This window comes from Micromonospora sp. HNM0581 (assembly GCF_012726175.1).
GTDB lineage: Bacteria > Actinomycetota > Actinomycetes > Mycobacteriales > Micromonosporaceae > Micromonospora.
In genome coordinates this window covers 128,250-155,167 of record NZ_JAASAD010000002.1, presented here as the reverse complement: position 1 = coordinate 155,167, position 26,918 = coordinate 128,250, and the positions used below count along the sequence as shown (strand labels likewise).

At 72.0% G+C, this 26,918-nt stretch carries 20 protein-coding genes; 6 read left to right on the top strand and 14 right to left on the bottom strand.

Going from position 1 to position 26,918, the window contains the following annotated elements; genetic code table 11:
- The first annotated feature begins 333 nt into the window (after positions 1-333).
- From HCA58_RS03610 to HCA58_RS03600, 3 genes are all read left to right on the top strand, one after another.
- Entirely contained in the window at positions 334-1,581 is a 1,248-nt protein-coding gene (locus HCA58_RS03610; RefSeq protein ID WP_169596621.1) for a MurT ligase domain-containing protein, read from the top strand.
- Entirely contained in the window at positions 1,571-2,290 is a 720-nt protein-coding gene (locus tag HCA58_RS03605; RefSeq protein ID WP_169596304.1) for a glutamine amidotransferase, read from the top strand. Before HCA58_RS03610 ends, HCA58_RS03605 begins: the two co-directional genes overlap by 11 nt.
- A 149-nt stretch (positions 2,291-2,439) precedes the next feature.
- Positions 2,440-3,048: a VTT domain-containing protein gene (locus HCA58_RS03600; RefSeq protein ID WP_346775871.1), complete on the top strand. Its 609-nt coding sequence runs from the start codon at positions 2,440-2,442 to the stop codon at positions 3,046-3,048.
- Between the two features lie 132 nt (positions 3,049-3,180).
- Here the strand turns inward: HCA58_RS03600 and leuS are convergent, their stop codons facing one another.
- From leuS to mbhE, 7 genes are all read right to left on the bottom strand, one after another.
- Positions 3,181-6,006, bottom strand: coding sequence for a leucine--tRNA ligase (leuS, locus tag HCA58_RS03595; protein ID WP_169596302.1), 2,826 nt, complete (start codon positions 6,004-6,006; stop codon positions 3,181-3,183).
- A 230-nt stretch (positions 6,007-6,236) separates the two neighbouring features.
- The gene (mnhG, locus tag HCA58_RS03590; protein WP_169596301.1) at positions 6,237-6,599 is read right to left on the bottom strand and encodes a monovalent cation/H(+) antiporter subunit G; all 363 of its coding nucleotides are present in this window, start codon (positions 6,597-6,599) and stop codon (positions 6,237-6,239) included.
- Positions 6,596-6,853, bottom strand: a complete 258-nt coding sequence (locus HCA58_RS03585) for a monovalent cation/H+ antiporter complex subunit F (protein WP_169596300.1) — start codon at positions 6,851-6,853, stop codon at positions 6,596-6,598. The genes mnhG and HCA58_RS03585 overlap by 4 nt, the downstream gene beginning before the upstream one ends.
- Positions 6,853-7,269 (bottom strand): Na+/H+ antiporter subunit E, encoded by a 417-nt coding sequence (locus HCA58_RS03580; protein ID WP_169596299.1) that lies wholly within the window; start codon positions 7,267-7,269, stop codon positions 6,853-6,855. The genes HCA58_RS03585 and HCA58_RS03580 overlap by 1 nt, the downstream gene beginning before the upstream one ends.
- Complete coding sequence (locus HCA58_RS03575) at positions 7,266-8,729, bottom strand: proton-conducting transporter membrane subunit (protein ID WP_346775858.1); 1,464 nt, start codon at positions 8,727-8,729, stop codon at positions 7,266-7,268. Before HCA58_RS03575 ends, HCA58_RS03580 begins: the two co-directional genes overlap by 4 nt.
- Complete coding sequence (locus HCA58_RS03570; RefSeq protein WP_169596298.1) at positions 8,726-9,097, bottom strand: sodium:proton antiporter; 372 nt, start codon at positions 9,095-9,097, stop codon at positions 8,726-8,728. Before HCA58_RS03570 ends, HCA58_RS03575 begins: the two co-directional genes overlap by 4 nt.
- The gene (gene mbhE / locus HCA58_RS03565) at positions 9,094-11,847 is read right to left on the bottom strand and encodes a hydrogen gas-evolving membrane-bound hydrogenase subunit E (RefSeq protein WP_169596297.1); all 2,754 of its coding nucleotides are present in this window, start codon (positions 11,845-11,847) and stop codon (positions 9,094-9,096) included. The genes HCA58_RS03570 and mbhE overlap by 4 nt, the downstream gene beginning before the upstream one ends.
- A 255-nt stretch (positions 11,848-12,102) precedes the next feature.
- Here mbhE and HCA58_RS03560 point away from each other — a divergent pair, with 255 nt between their 5' ends.
- From HCA58_RS03560 to HCA58_RS03550, 3 genes are read left to right on the top strand one after another with little or no spacing between them, the layout of a single operon-like run.
- Positions 12,103-13,155, top strand: a complete 1,053-nt coding sequence (locus HCA58_RS03560; RefSeq protein ID WP_169596296.1) for a MoxR family ATPase — start codon at positions 12,103-12,105, stop codon at positions 13,153-13,155.
- 1 nt (position 13,156) lies between these two features.
- The gene (locus HCA58_RS03555; protein ID WP_169596295.1) at positions 13,157-14,455 is read left to right on the top strand and encodes a DUF58 domain-containing protein; all 1,299 of its coding nucleotides are present in this window, start codon (positions 13,157-13,159) and stop codon (positions 14,453-14,455) included.
- A gap of 16 nt (positions 14,456-14,471) precedes the next feature.
- A complete protein-coding gene (locus HCA58_RS03550) occupies positions 14,472-16,943 on the top strand; it encodes a DUF3488 and transglutaminase-like domain-containing protein (protein WP_169596294.1) in 2,472 nt (823 codons plus the stop codon).
- A 270-nt stretch (positions 16,944-17,213) separates the two neighbouring features.
- Here the strand turns inward: HCA58_RS03550 and HCA58_RS03545 are convergent, their stop codons facing one another.
- The 7 genes from HCA58_RS03545 to HCA58_RS03515 form a co-directional block, all read right to left on the bottom strand.
- On the bottom strand, positions 17,214-17,609 hold the full coding sequence (locus HCA58_RS03545; RefSeq protein ID WP_099850992.1) for a DUF3040 domain-containing protein: 396 nt from the start codon (positions 17,607-17,609) through the stop codon (positions 17,214-17,216).
- 115 nt (positions 17,610-17,724) lie between these two features.
- The gene (locus tag HCA58_RS03540) at positions 17,725-18,984 is read right to left on the bottom strand and encodes a DNA polymerase IV (RefSeq protein WP_169596293.1); all 1,260 of its coding nucleotides are present in this window, start codon (positions 18,982-18,984) and stop codon (positions 17,725-17,727) included.
- 38 nt (positions 18,985-19,022) lie between these two features.
- The gene (locus HCA58_RS03535) at positions 19,023-20,189 is read right to left on the bottom strand and encodes a nucleotide pyrophosphatase/phosphodiesterase family protein (RefSeq protein WP_169596619.1); all 1,167 of its coding nucleotides are present in this window, start codon (positions 20,187-20,189) and stop codon (positions 19,023-19,025) included.
- Positions 20,190-20,225: 36 nt separating this feature from the next.
- Positions 20,226-20,990 (bottom strand): methyltransferase domain-containing protein, encoded by a 765-nt coding sequence (locus HCA58_RS03530; RefSeq protein ID WP_169596618.1) that lies wholly within the window; start codon positions 20,988-20,990, stop codon positions 20,226-20,228.
- A 45-nt stretch (positions 20,991-21,035) separates the two neighbouring features.
- Entirely contained in the window at positions 21,036-24,401 is a 3,366-nt protein-coding gene (locus HCA58_RS03525; RefSeq protein WP_169596292.1) for an error-prone DNA polymerase, read from the bottom strand.
- 120 nt (positions 24,402-24,521) lie between these two features.
- A complete protein-coding gene (locus HCA58_RS03520) occupies positions 24,522-26,174 on the bottom strand; it encodes a DNA polymerase Y family protein (RefSeq protein WP_169596291.1) in 1,653 nt (550 codons plus the stop codon).
- A complete protein-coding gene (locus HCA58_RS03515) occupies positions 26,167-26,892 on the bottom strand; it encodes a hypothetical protein (protein WP_169596290.1) in 726 nt (241 codons plus the stop codon). Before HCA58_RS03515 ends, HCA58_RS03520 begins: the two co-directional genes overlap by 8 nt.
- Between the last annotated feature and the right edge of the window lie 26 nt (positions 26,893-26,918).

Sequence of the window (26,918 nt, the reverse complement as noted above, 5' to 3'; positions counted from 1 at the left end):
AGCAGCGTTCGCGCGCCGCCGACCCCCCGGGCCGGTGAGCCCCTCCCGGCCCCACCAATGCGCCCCACTCTACTCCACTTCCCTCCACCCGCAACCAGATTTGATCGCGTGGCGCGGGCGTGGCGCGCCACGAAACCGCACGTCAAGCAGGGTGGAGCGGAGTGGAGGGCTGCGCGGGCCCCGGGCCGCGTCCGCTTTCCGACATAGATCGACTCCGTCCGGCCCCGCGTCGACCGCGTGGACGCCGGCAGAGCCGACCCGGACGGAACCCTGTCGGTGGCGATCTCGCGGGTCCACTGGTCCGGTAACCTCGCTCGGGTGACGGACGCGAAGATGCCCCTGCGGGCGAAGGTGGCCAGCTCCGTGTCACGGACCGCCGCGGCGTTGTCCCGGGCGGCGGGCCGGGGCGACGGCTCGGTGATCGGTGGCTGGCTCGGCCTGAAGATCGACCCGGAACTGCTCGCCCACCTCGCCGCCGGCCGGGCCATCGCGCTGGTCTCCGGAACCAACGGCAAGACCACCACCACCCGGCTCGCGGCCGCGGCCGTCGGAGTGCTCGGCCGGGTCGCCACCAACTCGTTCGGCGCCAACATGCCCACCGGGCACACCTCCGCGTTGGCCAAGGCCGGCAGCACCCCGTACGCGGTGCTGGAGGTCGACGAGCACTATCTCGCCCAGGTGATCGAGGCGACCGACCCGCACGTCGTGGCGCTGCTGAACCTCTCCCGTGACCAGTTGGACCGGGCCAAGGAGGTCGCCATGATGGCGCAGCTCTGGCGCTCGGCACTGGCCCGGCACCCGGACGTCCGTGTCGTCGCCAACGCCGACGATCCGATGGTGGTCTGGGCCGCCACCCCACCGGCCACCCACGACCAGCGAATCACCCCGCCGCACGTCACCTGGTTCTCCGCCGGGCAACGATGGCACGACGACTCCTGGGTCTGCCCCGAGTGCGGCTCCACCATCCAACGCTCCGGCGAGCAGTGGTGGTGCACCGGCTGTCCGCTACGCCGACCCGAACCACAGTGGACCGTGGACGACGAAGGCGTCGTCGACCCGACCGGCGCGTGGTACAAGGTCAAACTCCAACTCCCCGGCAAGGTCAACGTCGGCAACGCGGCGACGGCACTCGCGGTCGCCGCCGAGTTCGGTGTCCGCCCCTTCGACGCGGTCCCCCGCCTCGGCGACGTGACCTCCGTGGCCGGGCGCTACGCCCAGGTCGTCCGGGAGGGCCGCACCGTGCGACTGCTGCTGGCCAAGAACCCGGCCAGTTGGCTGGAGGCGTTCGACATGGCCGACGAGGCGCCGACGCTGCTGTCCATCAACGCCCGGGACCCCGACGGGCTCGACACCTCGTGGCTCTTCGACGTCGACTTCGCCCCGCTGCGCGGACGTCTGGTGCTCATCACCGGCGACCGGGCGTACGACCTGGCAGTGCGGCTGGAGGTCAACGACGTGCCCTTCCAGTACGTGCGCACCTTCGACGACGCCGTCCGGGCGGTACCGCCGGGTCGGCTGGAGGTCATCGCGAACTACACCGCGTTCCAGGACATCCGAGCGGAGTTGGACCGTGTCAACTGAGAACCTGCGCATCGTCTGGATCTACCCGGACCTGCTGTCCACCTACGGCGACCGGGGCAACGCCCTGATCCTGGCCCGGCGGGCCAGGCAGCGCGGATTCCCGGTCGAGGTGCTGGAGGTCCGCTCCGACCAGCCGTTGCCCACCACGGCCGACATCTACCTTATCGGTGGCGGTGAGGACGGGCCACAGGCGCTCGGCGCGCAACGGCTGCTCGCCGACGGCGGCCTGCACCGGGCCGTCGCCCAGGGTTCGGTGGTCTTCGGTGTCTGCGCCGGCTACCAGTTGCTCGGCACGTCCTTCTTCGCCAAAGGCACCCAGTACCAGGGCCTCGAACTGCTCGATCTCTCCTCGGACCGGGGCCCCAGCCGGGCAGTGGGAGAGCTGGCCGGTGAGATCGACGCCCGCCTCGGCCTACCACCGCTCACCGGATTCGAGAACCACGGCGGGCGCACCCGCCTCGGCCCCGACGTCTCCCCGCTGGCCCGGGTGACCACCGGGGTCGGCAACGACGGGACCACCGAGGGCGCCTGGCGGGGCAACCTGCTCGGCACGTACTCGCACGGCCCGGCCCTGGCCCGCAACCCGGCCCTGGCCGACCTGCTGCTGCGCTGGGCGACCGGCGCCCAGCAGTTGCCCCCGTTGGACGACACCTGGGCCGACCGGCTGCGGGCCGAACGTCGGACCGCGGTGGCCACCGTCCGGGTATGATCCGGGCGCTGCGCAGCCTCCTGAGGGTGCGCCGGCCAGGTGACCCCGCAGCCGGCCCGCCGCAGCCCGACACCACCCCGGCCACCGCACGGCGCCGGCTGTTGCTCGCCGCGACGCCATCGGTCACCCGGTTCGTACTGCTGCTGCTCATGCTCGCCGCGTTCGGGCTGACGCTGCTGATGGTGCCGCACCCCGAACCGACAGCGCTGCCGGACCTGGCCGACCGGATGGGTCGGCTCGCCCCGGTGGCAGGTGTCGTCGGCGGCGCGCTGCTACTGGTGGCGCTGGTCCCCCGTACCTTCATCACACTCGCCGCCGGAGCAATCTTCGGAGCCCTGGAAGGGGCCGCGTACGCGCTCGGCGCCGCGCTGCTGGCAGCGGCGATCGGATTCGCCGTGGGTCGGGTACTGGGCCGGGAGTTCGTCGCCGAACGTGTCCGAGGTCGGCTGGCCCGCCTCGACCGCTGGTTCACCCGGCAGAGCGTCCTCGGCGTGGTCACCGTACGGTTGCTGCCGATCTCCGGTTTCGGCCTGGTCAGCTACGGATACGGCACCACCGGTGCGCGGGTGCTGCCGTTCCTCGTCGGTAGCGTGATCGCCTCCGCGCCGACCGCGTTCGGCTACGCGGCCGTCGGCGCGGCCGTGACCGGCCCTGACGAGTTCAACTGGTTCGCCGCCGCCCCGGCGTCGCTGGGCTTCATCGCCGGCGCCGTACTGCTCGCCCGCTGGTGGCGCGCCGAACGCCGCTCCCACCGCTGACCCCCGCCGTCCCCCCGATCAGCGACACACACCACGTCACCCGTCCACACCGGTCGCGTCGATGACGACGGCAACGGTCGATCCCACAACTGCCACCAACCTCATGATCGACGCGACGGGCGTGGATCGGGGTTACAGGACGACGGAGACCATGCGGGCGGGTACGACGATGACCTTGCGCGGTTCCCTGCCGGCCAGCACACCGACCACGGCGTTCAACGCGGCGGACCGCACGGCCTCCTCGGCTGCGTCGGCGGGCACCTCGATACGACCTCGGACCTTGCCGTTGACCTGCACCGGATACGTGACCGTCTCGGCGACCAGCAGGGCCGGGTCGGCGACCGGGAAGTCCGCGTACGTCAACGAGGTCGGGTGCCCCAGCCGCTGCCACAGTTCCTCGGCGATGTGCGGGGCGAACGGCGCGACCATCAGCACCAGCGGCTCGGCCACCTCGCGGGGGGTGGCCGACAACCGGGTCACCCCGTTGGTCAGCTCGATCAGCTTGGCGATCGCGGTGTTGAACCGGATCTGCTCCATGTCGCCCCGGACCCCGTCGATGACCTTGTGCAGCAGCCGTCGGGTCTGCTCGTCGGCCGGATCGTCGGTGACCCGGGACTCGCCGGTCCGCTCGTCGACGACGGCCCGCCAGACCCGTTGCAGGAACCGGTACGAGCCGACCACCGCCCGGGTCTCCCACGGACGGGAAACCTCCAACGGGCCCATCGACATCTCGTACACCCGGAACGTGTCGGCGCCGTAGGCGGCACACATCTCGTCCGGGGTGACCACGTTCTTCAGGGACTTGCCCATCTTGCCGTACTCGCGGTTGACCTGGACGTCGCCCAGGAACCAACCACCGTCGCGCTCGGCGACCTCTTCCGCCGGCACGTACGCGCCCCGGGCGTCGGTGTACGCGTACGCCTGGATGTAGCCCTGGTTGAACAGCCTGCGGAACGGTTCGAACGACGACACGTGACCCAGGTCGTACAACACCTTGTGCCAGAACCGGGCGTACAGCAGGTGCAGCACGGCGTGTTCGGCGCCGCCCACGTACAGGTCGACCCCGCCGCAGTCGCCCTCGCCACGCGGACCCATCCAGTACCGCTCGTTGTCGGCGTCGACGAACCGGGCCCCGTTGGTCGGATCCAGGTAGCGCATCTCGTACCAGCAGGAGCCGGCCCACTGCGGCATCACGTTCGTCTCCCGGGTGTAGCGCTTCGGCCCGTCACCCAAGTCCAGCTCGACCTCGACCCAGTCGCGGCGACGCGACAACGGCGTCTCGGGGTCGCTGTCGGCGTCCTGCGGGTCGAAGGTACGCGGGGAGAAGTCGTCCACCTCGGGCAACTCGACCGGCAACATCTCCTCCGGCAGGGCGATGGCGGCACCGTCGGCGTCGTAGACGATCGGGAACGGCTCACCCCAGTAGCGCTGCCGGCTGAACAGCCAGTCCCGCAGCCGGTAGGTCACCGCGCCCTGACCGTTGCCGGTCTCCTCCAGCCAGGCGATGATCCGGGCCTTGGCCTCGGCCACCGAAAGACCGTCCAGGTCCAGGCCACGCTCGGGCGCGGCGCTGTTCACCGCCGGGCCGTCCCCGGTGTACGCCCTGCCGTCGAAGCCCTCCGGTGGCTGCACGGTACGCACGATCGGCAGCTCGAAGACCTCGGCGAACTCCCAGTCCCGCTCGTCCTGGGCAGGCACTGCCATGATCGCGCCGGTGCCGTAGCCGGCCAGCACGTAGTCGGCGATGAAGATCGGAATCTGCCCGCCGGTGACCGGGTTGGTGGCATATGCGCCGGTGAAGACGCCGGTCTTCTCCTTCGTCTCGGCCTGCCGCTCCACGTCGGTCTTGGCCGCCGCCGCCTTGCGGTACGCCTCGACTGCCTCCCGGGGCCCCGCGTGCCCGCCGGTCCACGCCTGCCGGGTGCCCGCCGGCCAGGCCGACGGCACCAAGGTGTCGACCAGTTCGTGCTCCGGGGCCAGCACCATGTAGGTGGCGCCGAAGACGGTGTCGGGACGGGTGGTGAACACCCGGATCGCGGCGACCGGGGTCGGGAAGTCGACGTGGGCGCCGTGCGACCGGCCGATCCAGTTGCGCTGCATCAGCTTGATCGGTTCCGGCCAGTCCAGCTTGTCCAGGTCGTCCAGTAGCCGGTCGCCGTACGCGGTGATCCGCATCATCCACTGCTTCAGGTTGCGCTTGAAGACCGGGAAGTTGCCCCGCTCGGAGCGACCGTCGGCGGTGACCTCCTCGTTGGCCAGCACCGTGCCCAGCCCCGGGCACCAGTTCACCGGCGCCTGCGACACGTACGCCAGGCGGTGGTCGTCGACGACGGCACGTCGCTCCGCGGCGGACAGCCCGCTCCATGGCCGACCGTCCGGGGTCGGTCGCGAGCCTTCGGCGAACTCCGCGATCAGCTCACTGACCGGCCGGGCCCGGCCGGCCTCCCGGTCGTACCAGGAATCGAAGATCTGCAGGAAGATCCACTGGGTCCAGCGGTAGAAGTCGGTGTCGATGGTGGCCACCGAACGCCGCTGGTCGTGCGCCAGCCCCAGCCGGCGCAACTGCGCCCGGTACCGGTCGATGTTGGCCACGGTGGTGGTCCGGGGGTGGGTGCCGGTCTGCACCGCGTACTGCTCGGCGGGCAGGCCGAACGCGTCGAACCCCATCGCGTGCAGCACGTTACGGCCGGCCATCCGCTGGTACCGGGCGAAGCAGTCGGTGCCGATGTAGCCCAGTGGATGCCCGACGTGCAGCCCCGCCCCGGACGGGTACGGGAACATGTCCAGCACGAACAGTTTCTCCGCACCGGAGCGCGGATGAGCCGGATCGGCCAGCGGACCGGACGGGTTCGGCGCGTGGAAGGCGCCCTCCCGCTCCCACCGGTCCTGCCAGCGGCGTTCGATCTGGTCGGCCAGTGCAGCGGTGTACCGGAACGGTGGGACGTCTACCTCGGTCATGGCCTTCTCCTCGCGTCGCTCGGCGGAGTCCGTCGGAGTGCTGGCTGGTCTCGGGTCCGCCTCGACGGCTCCTCACGGGCCGGCGGCGGGCACGAAAAAGCCCCTCACACAGGAGGGGCCGCCGTGCTGTCACGCGTCAACGCATCAGCACGGCCCGGTAAGAAGCAGGAAAACTCCGGCCATGCCGGCAGTGTACCGCGCCGGCATGGCCGACCGCCGTCCAGTACCCCTCACAACGGGTCACGGGACCGCCCATCGCCGTCCTCGCCGACCCGGCCGCCGAGTTCGTCGTAGCGGGTCACCGGCGCCAGCGGCGCTCCGGACCGGTAGGCGGCCCGCGCCAGGGTGTAGCCGCCGACGGGTGCCGTGAACAGTTGCAGCCCGACGGCAGCGAGCACCACCACGGCGGTCCGCCAACTGGGGATCAGCAGCAGCACGCCGAGCAGGACGCAGCTCACCCCCAGGCTGGCCGCCTTGGCCACCGAGTTCATCCGGTGGTAGACGTCCGGCAGGCGGATCAGGCCGACCGCGCTGATCGCGATGAGCACGGTACCGATCAGCAGCAGCGTCGACGCCGCCCCGGTCCGGATCACCGCTGCCTCCGGTGCACCAGCCGGGCCATCGCCACCGTCGCCAGGAAACTCACGAGAGTTCCGGTGAGGACCAGATCGAGCAGGTCCGGGGCGTGCAGCCGGGCGGCGAGCACCGCCAGGGCCGCCAGGAACACGAAGAACCCGAGATCCAACGCCGCCGCCCGGTCGGCGTCGGTCGGACCGACGACCAGCCGGCCGATCACCACCGCCATCGAACCGGCGAGGACCACGAGCACCGCGTCGAGCAGGATCATCACTGCAACGCCACCTCCGAACGGCCAGCGTCCGGGCCGTCCGGACTGGCTGCCGGGCGCAGCGCCGCCAGCAACCGCCACTCAAGTTCGGCCACCGTCCGCCGGAACGCCACCGGTTCCGCCGCGTACATTCCGTGCACCCACAGTGCGGCGGTCGGCTCCCGCCGAACACTCAACGTCAGCGTGCCGGGGGTCAGGCTCACCGCCAGCGCCACCGCCGCCACCTCGGTGTCGGTGGTCGCCCGCAGCGGCACCCGCACCACCGCGGGCGCCAGCCCGCAACCCGGCGTCAGAATCTCCCACGCCACGGCGAGGTTCGCCTGGACCAACCGGAGCGCGAAGTAGCCGGCGAAGCGCAGGACCCGGCCGGCCCGTACCGCCACACGGCGGGGGACCGTCATCGCGTCGCCGCTCATCGACCGGTCACCGCCCGTACGTAACCTGCCGGATCACGCAGCCCAGCTGCCGCCGTGTCGGCGACCGCCAGCAACGGTGCCGCTGCCAGCCCCGCCATCAGGGAGAGGCCGACCAGCACCAACGGCGGACCGACAAGCGTGGGCCCGATCCGCTGCGCCACGGTCGGTGAGGCGGAAGGGTCACCGGTGAACAGGGCACTCCAAATCTTCAGCATGGACAGCAGGGTGACCAGGCTGACCAGCACCGCGACGGTCATCGCCAGCCAGGCACCGGACTCCGCGGTGGCCCGAAGCAGCAGGAACTTCGCGACGAACCCGGAGAACGGCGGAAGGCCGGCCAGCGCCAACGCCGCCCCGGCGAAGGCCAGGGCGAGCATGGGACGTTGCCCGGCCAGACCGCCGCAACCGTCGAGCCGGTCGGTACCCCGGCCGGCGCGTACCGCTGCCGCGCAGAGCAACAACGCCGCCTTCACCAGGATGTACTGGGCCAGGTAGTAGACCGCTGCGGCGAGCGCGGCAGTGGTGAACAAGGCCAGTCCGAGCAGTACGTAGCCGAGCTGGCTGACCATGTGGAAGGTCAGGATCCGCCGCATCGAATTCTCGCCCACCGCCCCGAGCACCCCGACCACCATCGACAGCATCGCCACCACGCCGAGCAGCCAGCGGAATCCGGGATCGCCGTCGTACACCACCGCGTAGATCCGGATCACCGCGTAGATGCCGACCTTGGTCAACAACCCGGAGAAGAGCGCCACCACCACCGGTGAAACCACCGGATAGGTACGGGGTAACCAGTCGTGCAGCGGTACCAGCGCACTCTTGAGGCCGAAGGCGAGCAGCACCACACCGCAGGCGACCGCGGTGGCCGGTTGAGCGCGGGCCACCCCGGCCAGGTCACCCAGCCCGACCACCCCGGTGGTGCCGTAAACCAGTGCCACCCCGGCCAGCAGCAGCGTGGAACCGAGCAGGTTGGTGGCCACGTACACCCGCCCCGCCCCACCCCGCCCGGCCCCACCGGCCAGGCCAACCAGCACGTACGAGGGCACCAACATCACCTCGACGAGGACGAAGAGGTTGAACAGGTCGGTGGTGAGGAACGCGCCGTCGGCTCCGGCGGTGAGCACCAGGACCAGCGGCAGGAAGTACGGGCGGCGGTCGTCCCCGGAACCGACGGCGGCGACGAGGCAGCAGAGCACCACGAGTGCCGTCACGGTGACCAGCAGGGCACTCAACGCGTCCGCCGCCAGGCTGATGGCGATCGGCCCGGGCCAGCCGCCGACCCGCAGCACGGGCAGCGCACCTCCGCTGGTCCTCACCAGCAACACCGCGCCGGCCGCCAGCACCACGGTCATCGTGGCGAACCCGCCGACCCGATGCAGCCCGGCACGGTTCGGCAGGACGAGCAGCATCCCGGCGACCAGCAGCGGGCCGACCACCGGGATCAGGAGCAGGACGTTCACCGCCGCCGCCCCGTCGTCGGGCGCCCGCCGGCCCTGCCGGCCCCGCCGATGCCGTCGCCGCCGGTGGGATCCGCACCGTGGGCCTGCCCGCCAGGACCGCGTCGCAGCAGGCCGAGCAGGTGGACGGTGATCCCGAAGGTGATCACGATGGCGGTCAGCACGAACGCCTGCGGCAGTGGATCTGCCGTGTCGGGGCCCACTTCCTCCACCGCCGGGGTTCGCCGATCGAGCCCCCCGGCGGCGAGCAGCACCACGTTCACGGCGTGGCCAAGCAGAACGAAGCCGAGCACCACACGCAGCAGGCCCGGCCGCAGCAGCAGGAAGACCCCCGCAGCCACCAGGACGCCCACCACGAACGCGGTGCTCATCGGGCACGTCCGGAATCCGGCTGGACGCTCGGTCGGGCCGGTGCCGCACCGAGCCGCCGCACGGCGGCGACCACGAGTGCCAGCACCATCAGATAGACCCCGAAGTCGAACAGCAACGACGTGGACAGCGACGGCAACGGCTCCGGTGTCGCGAGCGCCAGGGGCGTGAGCAGCGACCGTCCGGCCGCGAGCGGCACCAGCGCGGCGCTCGTCGCGGTCAGCAGCCCGGCCGCCGCCAGCGGTGCCGACCTGAGCCGGCTCAGCAGCGGCGCCCCGCCCGGATGCGCCAACTCGCCGAGCCCGACGGCCGCGCCCGCCAGCAGCGCCCCGATGAAACCGCCACCGGTCTCCTCGTGTCCGCGCAGGAACAGCACCGCCGAGGCGAGCAGCAGCACCGGTGCGAGCACCCGATAGGCCAGACTCAAGACGAGATCGTCGCCGGCTGGCACGGTGTGGTCCGGCCCACCCGGACGGCCGGGGGCGAGCCGAACCAGCCCCAGTGCCACCACCGCGAGCACCACCGCCTCGCCGAGGGTGTCCAGGGCCCGGAAGTCCACCAGGATGGTGTTGACGACGTTGGCGCCGCCGGTCAGTTCCTCCGCCCGGTCGAGGTACCACCAGCCGGGAACGGACAGCTCGCCGCGTCCGGTCAGCACGGCCGTACCGGCAGCAGCCGCGACACCCGTGGCAGCCGCCAGCACCGCCGCGCCAACGACCGACAGACGTCCTCCGACGGGCGCGAGCCGGCGCGGCTGCTGCCGTACGGCCAGCATGATGACCACGGCGGTCAGCACTTCCACGAGCATCAACGTCAACGCCACGTCGGGCGCCCCGACAGTCAGGAACCACGCCGACAGCAGCAACCCGACCACTCCGGTGAGACTGATGGCCGCCAACGCGGAACGCACCACCAGCAACCCGGCTAGGGCCGGGACGAGCAACCCCAGCAGCAGCCAGTCTCCCGGCCTGGCCGGACCACCACCGGGACCGGCCGGGGCCTCGGGCAGGGCCACCGCCGCGACCCCGGCCAGAGCCACCACCGTCAGCAACGGCCGGGCCAGGTAGGTCGCGGGTTCCGGCAGGTGCGCGGTCCGCGCGACGACCGAGCCCGTCTTCAGCAGCGCCTGCCGGCCGCGCTCGAACAACTCGGCGAACGGGGCCGTGGTGGGTACGTCCCGAATCCACCGCTCCACCCGGATCCGACCGAGGAACATCAGTACACCCAGCAGCACGGTGAGCACGCTCAGCCACAACGCCGGGGTGAAGCCGTGCCATAAGGCGAGATCGGGTGGCGTACCCTGCGGCCGGGCATCGTTCGCGGCCCGTTCCACCAGCGGGCTCAGCACGGCGACCGTGGGACCGAGCGTGGTCGCCGCCACGGCAGCCACCGCAGCCGGGGCGAGAAAAGCCCAGGACGGCTCGCGCAGCTGGCGCTGCCGCGTCGGTCCCTCCACCATCCCGTGCACCAGACGGGCCGCGTACGCGAAGGTGAGCACCGAGGCGAGCACCCCGAGACCGGCAGCGCACCAGCCCAGCCACCACTGCCCGTGGGCCTCGCCGAGGGCCGCGAACATCGCCTCCTTGCCGACGAAACCGATGGTCGGTGGGAGACCAGCCAGCGACATGGCCGCCAACACGGTGAGCCACACGGTCACCGGCATCACCCGGTGCAGTCCGGCCAGTTGCCGCACGTCGCGGCTGCCGGCCTGATGGTCGATGATGCCCACCAACATGAACAGGGTCGCCTTGAACAGCGCATGGGCGACGGTGTAGAGGATCGCCGCGGCGTCGGCGGCCGGGGTGCCGACGCCGATCACCCCGACCAGCAGACCGAGCTGACTGACCGTGGAGTACGCCAGCAGCGCCTTGAGGTCGTACTGACGCAGCGCGAGCAGCGCACCGAGGATCGCGGTGAGCAGTCCGACAGCGATCAGCGTGCCGTCCCACAGCAAGGATCCGGCGAACACCGCCGAGAAGCGCATCAGCAGGTAGACGCCGGCCTTCACCATCGTCGCCGCGTGCAGGTACGCGCTCACCGGAGTGATGGCCACCATCGCGCCCGGCAGCCAGAAGTGAAACGGCAGCTGCGCGGACTTGGTGAACGCCGCCACCATGACAAGCGCCCCCGCAGCCCAGGCCGGACCACCGTGCAACCGCTGCGGCTCAGCCACGATCGTGTCGATACTCGTGGTGCCGAGGTGCACCGCCAGCAGCACGACCGCGGCCAGCAGCGCGAGGCCACCGGAAACCGTGACCAACAGCGCCCGTACGGCGGGCCCGGTCGCCGCCGGCCGGCCGCCCTGCCCGATCAGCACGAAGGAGAGAATCGAGGTGAGTTCCCAGAAGACGAAGAGCACCAGCAGATCGTCGGCGAGCACCAGACCCAGCATCGCGGCGGCGAAGAGGGTCATCGTGACGTACACCCGCTGCTGCTCGTCCTCGCTGCCGTCGAGGTACCGCGGACAGTAGGCCATGATGAGCGCGCCCACACCCAGCGCCAGCAGCGCGAAGACCAGTCCCAGCGCGTCCATCCGCAGCGCGGCGTCGACCTCCAGGCTGGGCAGCCACCGCCACGCCACGGTGACCTGCCGGTCGTCGAGGATCACCGGCAACCTGGTCAGCAGCAGCGCCGCCGCGGCGAGGTAGCCGACGGCCAGCGGATAGCCAGCGTCGCGGCCGAAACGCCGCACCAGCAGCGGTACGCAGGCCGCCAGGCCGACCTGCCAGGCGAGCGCGGCGGCGAGGGTCACCTCGACATGTCCTCCCGTCCCGGGCAGGCGGATTCGGGGCCGCTTACCCGGCAGAACCGGTGACATGCGCTGCGTAACGACAAATCACTGCGTAAGCCTTCAAACACCTGCGGCGGTCGGCGTTGACGACAAACATGGTTAGCCTGAGAGGCCAGTGAGATTGCCGCGGCACATGAGGCTCGCACGTCGCGAACGAAACGGCGGGGCCAGGTGCTCTCGTAGAGAGCTGCCGTGACGGCGACGAGGAGGAGGCCCGTGACACAACAGACCTGGGACGACGTTGGCGGTCCGCTGCCGTACGACGAGTTCCGCACCGCGAGTGACGCGATCGTGGCCAACATCGAACAGGTCATCGAGGGCAAGACGGCGACGGTGCGACTGGCACTGGCCGTCCTGCTCGCCGAGGGTCACCTGCTCATCGAGGACGTACCCGGCGTCGGCAAGACGAAACTGGCCAAGGCCCTGGCCCGGTCGATCGACTGTTCGGTGCGGCGCATCCAGTTCACGCCGGACCTGCTGCCCAGCGACGTCACCGGGGTCAGCGTCTACAACCAGGAGACCCACGACTTCGAGTTCCGTCCGGGTGCCGTCTTCGCCAACCTGGTCGTCGGCGACGAGATCAACCGAGCCTCACCGAAGACCCAGTCCGCGCTGCTCGAATGCATGGAAGAGCGACAGGTCACCGTCGACGGGGTGACGTACCAACTACAGACGCCGTTCATGGTGATCGCCACCCAGAACCCGATCGAGATGGAGGGCACCTACCCCCTGCCGGAGGCGCAACGCGACCGGTTCACCGCCCGCATCGCCATGGGCTATCCGGACCCGAACGCCGAGTTGGCCATGCTCGACGGGCACGGTGCGGTCGACCCGCTGTCCGGGCTGCGGTCGGTCTCCGACGCCGACACGGTACGCCGGCTGATCGGTCACGTCCGGCAGGTGCACGTCGCCGACGCGGTCAAGCAGTACGCCGTCGACCTCGTCACCGCCACCCGCGAGTCACCGGACCTGCGCCTGGGTGCCTCCCCCCGATGCACACTGCAACTGCTGCGCACCGCACGCGCCGTGGCCGCCCTCGACGGACGCGACTACGTCCTACCCGACGACCTCCAGGTGCTCGCCGTGCCGGTGCTGGCACACCGGATCATCCCCACGGCCGACGCCCAGCTCGCCCGGCGTACCACCGACGCGATCGTCGCCGACCTGGTGCACCGGCTGCCCCTGCCGCACGACCGCCACCGCTCGCCCTACGACAGCCGGCCCGCGAGCGGCAACGGCCGGGCTCCCTTCGAGCCGCGGAGGCCGTGACGTGCGTGTCGGGCTGCGCGGACTGACCACCCGCGGCCGCTCCTTCCTGGCCGCGGCGATGGCGGCGGCCATCTCCGCCGGCATCCTCGGCGAGAAGGACCTGCTGCGGGTGGCCGTGCTGCTGGCCGTCCTGCCGTTACTCGCCGCGCTCTACGTCGGCCGCAGCCGCTACAAGCTCGCCTGTCACCGGTCACTGGAGCCGCACCGGGTGCCGGTCGGCTCGACCGCCCGGGTGGTGTTGCGCCTACAGAACATGTCCCGGCTACCCACCGGCACCCTGCTGCTGGAGGATCGACTCCCGTACGCCCTCGGCAGCCGGCCCCGGGTGGTACTGGAACGTCTCGGCGCGCACCAGGCCAGTTCCGTGGCCTACACGGTGCGCGCCGACGTGCGCGGCCGGTACGAGGTGGGCCCACTCGTGGTCCGGATGACCGACCCCTTCGGTCTCTGCGAACTCAGCCGCGCCTTCCCCGGTACCGACGGGCTCACGGTCGTCCCGCAGGTCGTTGCGTTGCCGGCGGTGCGGCTACCCGGTGAGTACGCCGGCAGCGGCGAGAGCCGGGCCCGCTCGGTGGCGGTGCACGGCGAGGACGACGCAGCCACCCGGGAGTACCGGCGCGGCGACGACCTGCGCCGGGTGCACTGGAAGTCGACCGCACGCACCGGCGAGCTGATGGTGCGCCGGGAGGAGCAGCCCTGGGAGAGCCGGGCGACGGTGTTGCTGGACACCCGCGCGTACGGCCATCAGGGTGACGGCCCGGCGGCCAGCTTCGAGTGGGCGGTCTCGGCCGCCGCCAGCATCACGGTGCACCTGCGGCAGGCCGGGTACAAGCTGCGCCTGGTCACCGGCGCGGGGGCGGACGTCGACGCCGCCGAGGGTACCGGCGACGGCCTGCTGCTCGACCAACTCGCGGAGGTCCGGCTGGACCAGCGCGTCGAGATCACCACCCTGGTGCAGCACGTACGGCAACGCGCCGACGGTGGGCTCATCATCGGTCTGTTCGGGTCGCTGAGCACCGCCGAGGCGCAACTGTTGGCCGGGCTGCGGGCCAACGGCGCCACCTGCATCTGTTTCCTCTTGGACAGCTCCGCCTGGCTGAACCTGCCGACGCCCGCGCGGGCGGAGGCCGACCAGGCACACGACACCGCGGCACTGGCGCTGCTGCAGTCCGGCTGGCGGGTGATCGGCGTCGACCACGGCGGCCGGCTGCCGGCGCTCTGGCCGCAGGCGGGACGGGGCTCGCAGGGGTTCGCGCTGCGCGCGGCGATGGCCGAGACCGTGGCCGGTGGCGTGCGATGAACGGAAGGTCCCCCTCATGATCGCCCATCGGAACCTGGGACTGGTCGCCGCCGGTGCGACGTTGCTCGCGGCGGCGCCCCTGTCGGCCATCTTCGAACGTTGGACGTGGCTGGTCCAAGCGGTGATCGTGGTGGCTGCGGTGGCTGCGGCGGCGTCGCTGGCCCGGCTCGGCCGGACACCGCTGTGGGTGCAGATGCTGGCCATGGTCGGCGGTCTCACACTCGCCCTGACCTGGCTGTTCCCCAGCGGCAGCGAGCTGCTGGCGGTGCTGCCCACCCCGGCCACCTTCGGCAACTTCGCCGACCTGCTCGGCAACTCGGTCGACGACATGCGCTCGCACGGCGTGAAGGTCCCGGACACCGACCCGCTGCTGTTCGTCACCGTACTCGGCATCGGCGGGGTGGCGGTGCTGGTGGACGTACTCTGCGTCGGGCTGCGCCGCCCCGCCCTGGCCGGTCTGCCGATGCTGGCCATCTACTCGGTGCCGGTGGCGGTCTACGTGGACAGCGTCCCGCCGGTACCGTTCGCGATCGGCGCTGCCGGTTTCCTCTGGTTGCTGGTCACCGACAACGTGGACCGGGTCCGCCGGTTCGGCCGACGGTTCACCGGTGATGGTCGCGACGTTGACGTCTGGGAGTCGTCGCCGCTGGCTGCCGCCGGCCGTCGCCTGGCGGTGGTGGGGCTCGCACTTGCCGTACTCGTGCCGTTGGCTGTGCCGGGTATGACCGCAGGACTGATGACCACGTTCAACTCCGGTGCCGGCTCCGGCATCGGTGCCGGGTTGGGAGGTTCACCCGGGCGCGTCGACCTGTTCGCGGCGCTCAGTGGACAGCTCAACCAGTCCCAGGTCACCGACCTGATCACCGTCACCACCACGGAGGATGAGCCGTTCTACCTGCGCTTCGGGGCAGCCGACGAGCTGCGTAACGACGGCTTCCGGGTACGCGGTCCCAACGGTAGGCGGGTCACCGGTGAGCTGCCCGACCCGTCGGGCAGCTCGGTGCCGGGCGTCGAACGCACCCGGCACCGGGCCACCGTGCAGGTGAACCGGGAGCTGAACATGCCACTGCTGCCGGTCTACGCCGAACCGGTCGCCTTCGCCGAGCTGGGCAACAGCTGGTTCTACGATCCGAACCTGCAGGTCGTCTTCTCCAACCGGGAAGACTCCCGGGGCCTGGAGTACTCCTTCGACTACGTACGCTCGTCGTACAGCCCGCAGGCGCTGCGACGGTCCCAGCCGCTACCGGCGGATGTGCCACTGCGTCGGCAGCAGACTGTGACGCCGGACGTTCCGGAGGTCCGCGCGCTGGTGGAGGAGCTGATTCGGGGGGCACGTACCGAGTACGACAAGGTGCGGGCCCTCTACAACTACTTCTCCGAGGACAACGGCTTCAGCTACCAGCTCAGCACCGAGCAGGGCACCAGCGGCCAGGCGATTCTCGACTTCCTGGAGAACAAGGTCGGCTACTGCCAGCAGTATGCCGCTGCGCTGGCCTGGATGGTCCGCGACGCGGGGATCCCGGCCCGGGTCGCCTTCGGGTTCACCAACGGCAGCCGGCGCAGCGACGACACCCGCGTCCTGACCAACCGCAACCTGCATGCCTGGACCGAGGTCTACTTCGACCAGATCGGCTGGGTGCCTTTCGACGCCACCCCGGCCTACGGCGTGCCTGGCTCGACCCGCTCGGCGTGGGCACCGGACGTGGACGCTCCGGAGGAGAGCACGCCGCAGGGCAGCACCTCGGACACCCCTGACGAGACGGATCCGTCGACCGGCGCGGAGCAGCGGCCCAACCAGTTCGAGGAGGGCGAGGACCCGGGTGCGGTGGGCGGCTCTGCCGCCCCCACCGAACAGATGCCCGTCTGGCCGTGGCTGGTCGCCGCCGGCGTCCTGACGCTGCTGGTGTTGCTGGCCCTGCCCGCACTGCGCCGGCTCGCCCTGCGCCGTCGTCGGGGCCGACCGGCGCCGGAGGTGCGGACGGTCGACGCGCCGGACGCGGTTCCGTCCGCGACCGGGCAGCCGGTCGTGGTGGTCGCCACCGACCCGGAACGGGCACGTGCCGACGCACATGCGGCCTGGGACGAACTGATCGACACGCTTGTCGACTACCGGGTGGGGGTGGACCGGACGGAGACCCCGCGCGCCACGGCGGAGCGGGTGAGCCGGGAGCGGCTGGCCGCACAGACTGACGCCGGGTCGGCGTTGAGTCTGCTGGGGCGGGCCGAGGAGCGGGCCCGCTACGCCCGGGACCCGTTGACCGGTGAACCGCTGCCGGCGGCCCTGCGGACGGTGCGCGGTGCGCTCGCCGGGCAGGCGGACCGGCGGACCCGGTTGATGGCGACCGTCCTGCCGCCGTCGGTGTTGTCCCGGTGGCGTACCGCTCTCGCGGACAACTCGTCACGACTGGTCGATTCCGGTGGGCAGTTGCGCCGGAGGCTGCTGCGGTTCAGCCCGCGCCGGCTGATCGCCAGCCGCGCGGGGCGCTGAACCTGCCGTTGCCGGCGACCGATCCGGGTCGCCGGCAACGGGGCGCGCTGCCTCGGCCCCACTGTGGCTGCTGATGTCAGGGCGACGTATTCATGTCTCCCTGACATCACGTTGAGATGCTCTGGACCTGACGAAGCCCGACTCCGGGCTTGGCGGCGGGCCCGAAGACGGGCAACACGAAGCTCCGCGCGGCACCCAGGCCGCTCGCACGTCTCTCACCCGGGCTGTGTCGGCCCAGGGTAGTGCTTCCTCGTCAGCGGCGGAACGGTGTCAGCGGTGCCCCTCCGGGCGCTGCCGCCACCGGTCCTCCATCCGGTCGAGAAAACCTGACCTCCGGCCGGCACGGCCTCGGGACCGACGACGACTCGCCGTGCCCCCGACGACGTGCAGGTCGGGTGACTGCGCCCGACGGTGCGACTGCACCGCGAATGCGGCCGATGCCAACATGACTACGAATCCCGCCACTGCCAGCGGCGGAGTCTTGATCACCGCGCCATAGACCAGCAACGCCAGGCCAGCGATGATCACGCCGGCAGCGACGAGCAGGCGACGCCGCGCGTGGAAACGCGGATCGCTGGCGCGCACGGCCGAGGCGAACTTGGGGTCCTCGGCAAGCGACCGCTCGATCTGCTCGAACAGCCGCTGCTCGTGCTCCGAGAGCGGCACGGCACTCCTCCCCGGTCACGTTGGTCGGTCCGGTCGGACCGACAGACCGTGGCAGCCAACCGGCTGCTTACTCGCAAGTCTACGAGGGCCCTCGCGCGTCGGAAAGCGGGACGACCTACGGCCGGGTCGGATTTTCGTTTCGTCGCGGGTCTCGTCCGGTGAGAAGACTGGCCGGTCCTATGACGGACCGCCCGAAACGGGCAGCTGCGGCGTCGGCCGTGACCTCCGCCTCTCGCCAGCCCCGCTCCGGTTGCCCGAGGGCGAGTTGCCGCGGCGTCTCGGCCGCTGCCGTCAATCCCTCCGCCCGGACACCGAGCAGACGGATCCGCTCACCAGGATCCAGCACGGTGAACAGTGCCCAAGAGGTGTCGAACATCTCGCGGGCCACGTCGGTGGACACATCCAGGGTGCGGGCCCGGCTCACCGTGCGGAAATCAGCGGTACGAACCTTCAACGAGATCGTCCGACCCACCTGCCCGGCGGCCCGCAACCGGGCACCCACCTTCTCCGCCAAGGCCAGCAGCGTACGGCGGATCTCGGCCGGATCATCGACGTCCACGTCGAAGGTGACCTCCGCGCCGATCGACTTCTCCGTCTGCTCCGGGCTGACCCGGCGCGGGTCACGGCCCCAGGACAGCTCGTGCAGGTGCGCGGCGGCCGCCTCGCCGAGCGCGGTCCGCAGCAGCCCCGCCGGAGCCTGCGCAAGGTCACCGACAGTACGCAGACCGAGCCGCAGCAGTGCCTGCTCGGAACGCTCCCCCACCCCCCACAGCGCGGCGACCGGAAGCGGGTGGAGAAACTCGAGCACCCGCCCAGCCGGCACCACCAGCAGACCGTCCGGCTTCGCCCGGGTCGAACCGAGCTTGGCCACGAACTTGCTCGGTGCGACCCCCACCGAGCAGGTCAGGCCCTGCTCCTCAGCGACCCGCTGCCGGATGCGGCGGGCAATCGCCGCAGGCCGCCCGAACAGGCGCCGGGCACCGGCCACGTCCAGGAACGCCTCGTCCAGAGAGAGCGGCTCGACAAGTGGTGTCACGTCCCGGAAGATCTGCATGACCGCTCGCGAGGCCACCGAGTAGCGGGCGAAGTCGGGGGCGAGGAAGACCGCGTGCGGGCAGAGGGCGCGAGCCCGCATGGTGGGCATGGCGCTGCGTACGCCGAATCGTCGGGCCTCGTAGCTGGCCGAACTGACCACGCCGCGCGGACCGACCCCGCCCACCACGACAGCCCGACCACGCAGCTCGGGACGGTGCCGGACCTCCACCGAGGCGTAGAAGGCGTCCATGTCGACGTGCAGGACCGGACACCCGGTGTCGTCGGCGTCGGGCCCGAACCGGGGATCACCGCCCCGAGGTAGCGACTGACTGCGACCCACCCGCGCAGACTAGCCCGCAGGGGTGACATCGCGACCGCTCATCCCCGCACCACCAGCAGCGGAATGGTCATCTCGGCCGCGGTGTCCGCACCGTGGAAGGCCACCAGCCGGGACACCATCGGCGGCTCCGATCGGCTGGCCAGCACCGCGTACGTGTCGTTGCAGACCACCACGACGTCGCCGATCCGGTCCAGGTGGCCGGGAGCCACCGGGCCGAAGCGACCGCTGGCCACCGCCTCCGCACGGGTCAGCACCCGGGCGGCGGTGCCGAGCACGGCCGACCAGGCGGCCACCACGTCGGCGGTGGCCCCCGGTGCGACGTGCAGGTAGCGCACCCGGGGCTCACCCGACACCACCCGTACCCCGTCGGTCAGCCGGGGATCGGTGTCCAGGTCGAACCGGTCCGAGGCGGGAATGTCGAGCTGCCCGTGATCGGCGGTGACCAGCAGCGCGGCATCCGGCGGCAACCCGTCCACCAACCGCGCCAGCAAACCGTCCAACTCGGTGACCGCCGCCCGCCACGGCAGCGAGTCGACGCCGCTGAGGTGCCCGTGCCGGTCGACGTCCGGATGGTAGGCGGAAACCAGGGCCGGACCGGGTCCGGCGGTCAGCGCGGCCAGCGTGGCGGCGGCCAGCGCGTCGACCCCGGCCGCGCCCCGGAAGTCACCGCCCCGGTTCGCGGCCAGGGTCAGGCCGGTGCCACCGAACTCCGGCCGGCTCACCACGGTCACCGCCACGCCCGCCGCCCGTGCCTGCTCGAACCGGGTGGGCACCGGCTGCCAGCGCAGCGGATCGGGATCACCGGCGCGCCACTCGATGTGGTTGAGCACCCGCTCGGTGCCCGGCACGCGCACGGTGAAGCCGAGCACCCCGTGCGCACCCGGTGGCACGCCTGCGCCCAGGGTGACCAGGCTGGTCGGGGTCGTGGAGGGAAATCCGGAGGTGAGCGGTCGGCCGGAGGCAGCGGTCAGCCCGGCCAGGGTCGGCGCGTACGGCGCGGCGGTCGGGATCTGGTACCAGCCGAGGCCGTCGACGAGCAGCACCGCGATCCGGCGCACTCCCGGCAGTTCGGCGCTGAGGCCGAGTGGGTCCGAGACGCCGGGCACACCGAGCACCGCCAGGGCGCTGGGCAGTACGTCGGCGAGGCTCCCGCCGCCATACCCCGGCGCTACAGGAGCAAGGAAAGGCACCCCACCGGACACCAGCTCAGCCCCGGGGGGGCAGGGGGTCGGCCGGGCCGGTCATGCCGGACGGCGGGCGAACAGGTGCAGCTGGGCCGCGACGTCCCGCCAGGGTGGCTGCGCGGCCAGCGTCCGCTCCAACTCGACCAGGGCAGCGGCCTGACCGTCCGCCACCGCCGCGGGTAGCAGGTCGGCCAGGACGCGTACGCCGTGGATCTCTTCGACGGTGAGCCCGGCGGCGACCAGCAGGGCTGCGGCACCGTCGGCGTCGAAGCGGCGACGCAGAGTGTCCCGGATACCGGCGGTGCCGGCCGGATCGGCGGCCAGCGCCGTGGCCACGTCGAGATGGCCGTTCATCGCCCGGGCAAGCACCGCGGCGGCCCGCCCGGCAACCAGTACGCTCGCCGCACCGCCCGGTCGCAGCACGCCAGCCAGCGCGGACACCACCGCCACCGGGTCGTCGACGACCTCCAGCACGGCGTGGCAGAGCACCAGGTCGACACTGGCCGGCTCGATCAGCCCGACCAACGCGTCACCGTCGCCCTGCACCGCGTGTACCCGCCCGGCCACGCCGGCTTCAGCGGCCCGACGGCTGAGCGCGGCGAGCGCGTCGGGGCTGGCGTCGACCACGGTCACCCGGTGTCCGGCTCGGGCCAGTGGCACCGCGAAGCCGCCGGTGCCACCCCCCACATCCAGCACGGTCAGCTCGACGGCCGGCCGGCGGTCCAACTCGGCGCGCAGCACCGACCAGACCACGGCGGTACGGGGGGTGAGCGGCGGCCCGGCCGGGCCTGGGGTCTGTTCCACCCGGTCGAGCCTAGTCAGCCGGGAACGGATCGCCAGGGGCACCTGCCCGCCGTCGTCCTGCCGTCAACGAAAGTCACGGGAGGTGGGACGGACCGGTACGTCGATCGGGTCCAGCCGATCGGCGACCAGGTTGACCACCCCCTCGTGTCGTTGCAGCCGACCCCGCACCACGAGCGCCGTGCTGCTGCGTGCCACCCGTCGTTGCCGCTGCCACAGCCCCGGTGAGCAGGTGACGTTGAGCATGCCGGTCTCGTCTTCCAGGTTGAGGAAGGTGACCCCACCAGCGGTGGCGGGGCGCTGCCGGTGGGTGACGATCCCGCCGACCCGGATCCGCTGGCCCGGCTCGACCCGGCCCAGCCGGTCGATCGGCACCGCGCCCACAGCGTCCAGCTGCGGCCGGATGAACCGGGCCGGATGGTTCTCCGGCGACAACCCGGTGGCCCAGACGTCGGCGACCAGCCGGTCCACCGCCTCCATCCCGGGCAGCACGGGTGCCGTCGTACCGGTGACCGTGCCGGGCAGTCGACCGGGCCGTTCCTGGGCTGCCGCGCCGGCCGCCCAGAGCGCCTGCCGCCGGGTCAGCCCGAAACAGGCGAAGGCGTCCGCGGTGGCCAGCGCCTCCAGTTGCGCGGCGGTCAGACCCACCCGCCGGGCCAGATCCGGCATGTCGCGGTACGGGCCGTACGCCGTCCGCTCGGCCTCGATCCGCTCGGCCACGCCGTCGCCGAGGGTACGCACCCCCGACAGCCCGAGCCGGACCGCCGGACCGCCCAGCCCCCAGGCGTGCGGCGGTTCACCCGCCCGGCTACCCCACCGGGTGTCCGGGGTCGACTCCAGGACCGGCCTTGCGCCGCTGGCGTTGACGTCCGGTCGGCGTACCTCCACCCCGTGCCGGCGGGCGTCGTCGACCAGGGTCTGCGGCGAGTAGAAACCCATCGGCTGGGCACACAGCAGCGCAGCCAGGAACGGACCGGGGTGGTAACGCTTCAACCAGGAGCTGGCGTATACCAGGTAGGCGAAGCTCATCGCGTGGCTCTCCGGGAAACCGTAGCTGGCGAACGCGGTGAGCTTGCGGTACACGTCGTCGGCCAGCTCGCCGGTGATGCCCCGCTCGGCCATGCCCCGGTAGAGCCGGCCGGCGATCTGCTCCATCCGCCGCACCGACCGTTTGGCGCCCATCGCCCGACGCAGCTGGTCGGCCTCGGCCGCGTCGAAGCCGGCCAGGTCGATGGCGAGTTGCATCAGCTGCTCCTGGAACAGCGGCACGCCGAGGGTCTTCTCCAGCGCGTTGCGCATCAGCGGATGCGCGAAGGTCACCGGCTCCTGGCCGTTCTTACGCCTGATGTACGGGTGCACCGAGCCACCCTGGATCGGCCCCGGTCGGATCAGTGCCACCTCGACCACCAGGTCGTAGAACTCTCGGGGTTTGAGCCGGGGCAGGGTGGCCATCTGGGCGCGGCTCTCCACCTGGAACACCCCGACCGAGTCCGCCCGGCAGAGCATGTCGTAGACCTCGGGGTCGTCGAGCGACATGTCACCCAGGTCCAGGCTTGTCCCGATCATGTCGTAGCCGTAGTGCAGGGCCGACAGCATGCCGAGGCCGAGCAGGTCGAACTTGACCAGGCCGACGGCGGCGCAGTCGTCCTTGTCCCACTGGAGCACGCTGCGGCCGGGCATCCGACCCCACTCCACCGGGCAGACCTCGATCACCGGCCGGTCGCAGATCACCATGCCGCCGGAGTGGATACCCAGATGCCGGGGAAAGGTCTGGAGTTCGTTGGCGTACGCGATCACCTGCTCGGGAATCTCCGGCACGTCCACCGTGGCGACCTCGCCCCACCTGTCGATCTGTTTGCTCCAGGCGTCCTGCTGGCCGGGCGGGAAACCGAACGCCTTGGCCACGTCCCGCACCGCGGAGCGGGGCCGGTACGAGATCACGTTGGCGACCTGGGCGGTGTGCTCCCGGCCGTACCGGGTGTAGACGTGCTGGATGACCTCCTCCCGACGGTCGGACTCGATGTCCACGTCGATGTCGGGTGGCCCGTCCCGCTCGGGAGCCAGGAACCGTTCGAACAGCAGCCGGTGCCGGACCGCATCCACGTTGGTGATCCGCAACGCGTAGCAGACCGCCGAGTTCGCCGCCGAACCCCGGCCCTGGCAGTAGATGTCCGCCCGGCGGCAGAAGTCGACGATGTCGTACACGACCAGGAAGTAGCCGGGGAAGCCCAACTCCTCGATCATGTTCAGTTCGTGGTCGAGTTGCGCGTACGCCTGCGGGTGGGCTTCCGGTGGGCCGTAGCGTTCCCGCGCGCCCTGTGCCGTCAGGTGGCGCAGCCAGCTCATCTCGTTGTGCCCCGGCGGCACCGGGTACGCCGGCAGCTGCGGCGCGACGAGTTGGAGGTCGAAGGCCAGCTCGGCGCCGAACTCGGCGGCCCGGGCCACCGCCCCCGGGTAGGCGGCGAACCGGGTTGCCATCTCGGCGCCGTCGCGCAGATGGGCGGTGCCCGCCGCGGGCAGCCAGCCGTCGATCTCGTCGAGGCTGCGCCGGGCTCGCACGGCCGCGAGGGTGGTGGCCAGTCGACGCCGCCCCGGGGTCGCGTAGTGCACGTTGTTCGTGGCCACCGTGGGCAGCCCCGCGACGGTCGCCAGCTCGGCCAGGGCGTCGTTTCGGTCACCGTCGACCGGGTGCCCGTGGTCGGTCAGCTCCACCGCCACCGTCTCCGCGCCGAACAGTGCGGTGAGCCGGTCCAGCTCGCGGGCTGCCGCGTCGACCCCCTCGGTCAACAGGGCAGCCGGCACGTGGCCCTTGCGGCAGCCAGTGAGCACCAGCACGTGGTCGCGCAGATCGGCGGCGATCTCCTCCAGCTCGCCGTAGACCGGGCGACCCTTCTCGCCGCCACGCAGCTGGGCGCGGGCGATGGTCGCGGCCAGCCGGGCGTACCCCTCATGACCGTGGGCCAGCAGCAGCAGGTGGTTGCCGTGCGGGTCGGGTACGCCGTTCTGCGGGCCGGGCAGTCCGAGGGACAGCTCCGCTCCGAAGATCGTCGGCAGGCCCAACGTGCGGGCCGCCTCGGCGAACCGCACCACGCCGTAGAAACCGTCGTGGTCGGTGACGGCGAGCCCGGTGAGCCCCAACCGGACGGCCTCCTCGGCCAGTTCCTCGGGGTGACTGGCACCGTCGAGGAAGCTGAAGTTGGTGTGTGCGTGCAGTTCGGCGTACGGCGGCATGCCGTCGGGCCGGGTCACTTCCGGCGGCCGGTAGTGCTCCCGCCGCCGGCTCCAGGCCGGCGAGTCACCACCGTCGGCGTCGACCGCCAGCGGATCCACCACATGCAGGTGCCGCCGCCGGCCGGCGTCCGTACGGTCGCCCCGCCCGGAGAGCACCCGCTCCAACTCCGACCACGGCAACCGCGGGTTGTGGAAACTCACCGTCCCCACCCCGCCGTCGCGCAGAACGCCGTTTCTGCTGCCCTCGGCCGGCCCGGATGCCCCGGCGCACCGCGACTGGTGAAACCCCTTCCGGAGGATCGTCCCGTACCTGGACACCGGTCAGTCATAGATCGCCTCCAGCAGCCACCGGCCGGACTCGACGGCGAGCAGTAGGGCACTGCCGTCGGCGAGGCGGACCTGGAACCGGGCCCGGCGGCGGGCCTCGGCCGGGGCCCACCACCGCTCGTCGACCGGCCAAGGACCGGCCCAGCCGACGATCTCGACCGGCCCGCCGCGAAGGGCGGTGAGCGAAGCGGTGGTGAGGCCCGGGGCGGGAGCGGGGCCGGTGGCCTGCGGCGGCACCGGGCCGATGCTCAGCCGGGCCGGTGGCGCGCTTACCGCCAGCCGGGCGCTCACCACGACCGGCGTGCCGGTGACGTCGAGCACGCTCACGGCGAGCGGGACGGGTAGCACCACGGCCGGCGAGGGCGGCGGCAGTCTCCCCGGCCAGGACGGTACAGCCGGGGCGGAACCCGACCGCCGCCCACCGGGACGGGCGGGCCGCCGCTCGTCGCCCCAGGGCACCAGCCTGATCTGATCGGCCGGGGACCGGCCACCATCGAGGACCGCGGTGACCACCGCCTCGGGTCCGAGCAGTCCCTGCACCCGGCTCAGCACGCGGTGCGCCCGCTCACGTTCCGCGCCGGTCTCCCCCCACAGCCCGGGTTGCAGGCCGGCCTGGGCCAGCACCCCGTCCGGTAGCAGCCGCAGCCGGACGATTCCGGTGGTGGGACGCGCCGGCCGGTCACCGCCGCGACGCGCGCCGGAGAGCCAGCCGTCCAGTTGCCAACGGACCCGGTCGGCGATCGCCGCCACGGTGAGCAGCCCGTCGTGCCGCCAGACCCGGTGCAGTTCCTCACCGTGCGCGGTGACCGCTTCGATACCCAGACGGGTGCAGGCCAGTCCGTACGAGGCGAGCCGTTCGTGCAACTGCCCGGCCAGGGTCCGGGCCGCGAACGCCGCCACGTCGATCCGGTCGATCGGCTCGTCCAGGTCGGCGGTGACCGTCAGGTCGACCGGCGGGCGTCGCACCGCGAGCGGCCGGTCGTCCTGTCCGGCGGCCAGTCGATGGGCAAGCGCCCCGTCGAACCCGAACCGGGCCAGCACGTCGCCGGTGGGCAGCGCGGCGAAGTCGCCGAGCGTACCCACCCCCAGCCGGCGCAACAGGTCGGCCAGGGCGGGACGGCCGAGTGCCTCGACGGGCTGGCAGGCCAGGAACTCCGATGTCCCGCCGGGCGGTACGATCCGCCCCTCGCGGGCGGCCAGACCGGCGGCGAAAACCCCGGCGGCGACACCGATCTGACTCTCCACCGCGCAGCTGAGGGCGACGTGTTCGACGATCCGCTCGGCGGCCTTCTCCTCACCACCCAGATAGCGGCTCGGCCCCCGCGCGGCAAGCGCGCAGGCACCGGGGCGGATCACCTCGACCCCGACCGCCACCTCCTCGACAGCGGCCACCACCGGCTCGAAGGCACGCGCGTCCCGCCCCGGATCGTGGTCGACGATGGTGAGCCCGGCACAGCGTCCCTGCGCCTCCCGCCGACGCAAACCTCGGCGTACCCCCTCGGCGCGGGCCCGCTCGGAGCAGGCGATCACCCGGTTGGCGTGCAGCACGGCGACCGGCTCGGTGGCGGGCACCCCGTCGACGATCTCGGCGGCGAGTACCGGCCAGTCGGGGCACCACAGCAGCAGGGTCCGGACCGGTTCACGCACGACCCGCCACCACCCGTAGGCGAGTGGTGCTCGACCGGGCCGCGGTGACCGGGCCGGGGATGACCCGGGTCAACTCGTCACCGGGCAGCCAGACCTTGACCTCACGGGGTCGGGCGGCGGCACCGCGCCCACTGGCGGTGACGGTCACCTCCCGGCGGCGCAGCCGTCCCCGCCCCGACCCGAGCCCCTGCCAGATCCCACGGACCACCTGGAGCGTCACGTCCGCGCCGTCCCATCGGCCGTACGGCACCAGCACGCTGCCGCGTTGCCGGGCCCGGGCGGCCAACCGGTCGGTGACGGAGGCGGAGACGGTGGACGGGACCGCGGTGACCACCACGTCGACTCCGTCGATGAGCGCGGCGACGACGGTGGGCCATTGCGGACCGGGCTGCGGCACGAGGGCGAGCCGGTCCAGGACGATGCCGGCCTCGGCCGCTGCCCCGGCCCCGAAGGTCGGCATCCCGACCACGGCGCACCAGGATCCGGTGCGGGACGCCTCGGCGAGCAACGCGAGCAGCAACGAGGTGGTGCCGCTGGATCGGACCTGCCCACCGCCGACCGCGATGGTGCTGCCACGCCGCAGCCCCCGGCTGGGCAGCAACCCGGTCAGTTCGGGCCGCACGGGCAGCACCCGGTGCCCACCTGCCGGGTCGGGCGCGCTGGCCGGACGGACCAGTCCGGCCAGCGCGGCGGAACCGACCACCATGCGGCCCGCCATCGGACCTCCCCCGTCGTCGCCACGGG